This is a genomic window from Flavihumibacter sp. CACIAM 22H1 (assembly GCF_001601815.1).
Lineage (GTDB): Bacteria > Bacteroidota > Bacteroidia > Chitinophagales > Chitinophagaceae > Flavihumibacter.
In genome coordinates, this window is the sequence record NZ_LUKG01000057.1 from 6,841 (window position 1) to 8,949 (window position 2,109).

The 2,109-nt window shown below is 43.5% G+C and carries 2 protein-coding genes; both read left to right on the top strand.

All coding sequences use genetic code 11. From position 1 onward, the window contains the following. Positions 1-1,027: MFS transporter (locus A1D16_RS14735; RefSeq protein ID WP_290710838.1), on the top strand; the 1,027-nt coding region annotated here is incomplete at its 5' end. A gap of 90 nt (positions 1,028-1,117) precedes the next feature. Beyond that, positions 1,118-1,951, top strand: coding sequence for an alkaline phosphatase family protein (locus A1D16_RS14740; protein WP_290710840.1), 834 nt, complete (start codon positions 1,118-1,120; stop codon positions 1,949-1,951). Positions 1,952-2,109: the final 158 nt, after the last annotated feature.

Sequence of the window (2,109 nt, forward strand, 5' to 3'; positions counted from 1 at the left end):
TCGCTGGAGTCCCCGGCATATGGTGGTGACAGGTGGCTTGCTATCTGTTGCCGCCAATGTGCTGATTAGTTTTTCCTCCAGCTATTATTTAATTCTGATTCTTTGGGCACTAAACGGATATTTTCAGTCTATGGCCTGGGCGCCCGGAGGAAAAATCCTCGTTAACTGGTGGCCCCGCCAAAAACACGGATTGGTTTTTGGATGGTATACCATGGCAGCCGCTTCCTCCTCTGTACTGACCTATTTTTTGTCCATTTCGCTGGTACATGACAATGACTGGAGATCTCTTTTCCGGTGGCCGGTATTATTTCTTTTTCTTGCATTGATAATATATGCCATTTTTTCTATTAATCATCCGCGTGATAAAGGGTTTGATGAACCGGCAGAGATAGGAGAAAAGCAAGCTGCCCTGGTAACCAGTTGGAAAGCCAGGTATAGGATCGTTTTCAGCAACAGGTCCTTTATGCTGGCCTGTTTATCCATCGGTTTTCAAAGTATGGCCCGATACGGGCTCTTGTTCTGGTTACCCATTTATGTATTGGGCGATTCCTATAAGACGCAACCTGAATTGGTGTGGATGAGCCTGTTATTACCCATTGGCATGGCAATCGGCGCCTTTAGTTTCGGCTTTATTTCAGATCGGTTCTTTCATGGCAACCGAATATGGACCATTAGTCTGGGCATGTTTTGTTCTTCCCTCGTTTGCCTGTTAATTTTTTGTATTCCGGAAGGGCAGAGTTGGTGGATAGCATGCTTATTTTTACTGGCAGGCTTTTTTGTGTACGGTCCACAATCAAATTTCTGGCCGCTTTGTCCTGAATTATTGGGTAATGAAAATGCCGGAACAGGCATCGGAATAATGAATGCATCCGCCTATTTTTTTGCTGCTGCGGGAGAGCCTGTTATCGGACGTTTTCTTGATTATGCCGGATCACCAGCGGTTTTGTTTTTATTAATTGCAGGAATCTCTTTTATCAGTTCAGTATCCATCCTGCTGGTTCGAAATAAACCAGCTTATACAACATAAAATAATAGCAGTATGTTTAGGAAACCGTTTCGACTATTCAGTGTACTATGTCTTCTTTTAATGGGCAGCAGTGTTGTTTTTTCACAGAAAATGAAAAAACGTGTTGTCATAATTGGCCTGGATGGCTACAGTGTGCCCGGTTATCAAAAAGCAAGACATCCTCACCTGGATACTTTGTTTTCAAAGGGGATTTTTTCGCTGACCACAAGACCGGTGATGCCGTCGGTTACCATGCCCAACTGGACCAGTCATTTAACGGGTGCCGGTCCTGAGGAGCATGGTGTAACATCCAATGACTGGAACCTCAATAAACATAGCTTAAAAGCAATAGATGCCGATGCAGATGGTTATTTCCCCTCGATTTTTAAACTGGTGAAAGATCAGGTGCCGGGTATTCAAACGGCATTTTATTATAACTGGGCCAATCTTATTAAGCCGTTCAATCAAAAATACCTGGATGATGTATTTTTTGAACAGAACGACGAATACGACAGCAGTTATCAAAGAGCACTTGATTTTATTAAAATGAATCAGCAGTATCCGCAACTTATTTTTTTATACAGTGTGCATACTGATCATGCGGGACATAACCATAAATGGATGTCGCCCCAGTATATTCAGGCATTAGAAGATGCTGATCTGGCCCTCGGACAATTTGTACAGCAATTAAAGCAAGCCGGCTTATTTGAGGATACTTATTTTCTGTTTATCACTGACCATGGCGGGCACCCGGAAACCGGACATGGCGGCCTTAGTATGGAGGAAATGCTGGTGCCCTGGGCGTTAACCGGACCAAAAATTAAGCAGATGCGTTCAGCTGGCTTTTACAATAGCAATAAAAATACTGCGGTGGTAATAGCAAAATTACTGGGAATAAAAAACTTGCCAAAATCCTGGACCGGAGTGCTACCTTTCGGGTTGTAATTGGATAGGACTATTTTCAGCGCTTATTCAATGGAGGACCATGTACGGCCACCGCGTAAACCATGTGCCATCCAGGTATCAAACAGGTAGCGGTAAAAGCAGTAGTTGATTGAAAGTTAAGTAAATGGTACTGGGGGATAGCTAGTTTGACACAGGGG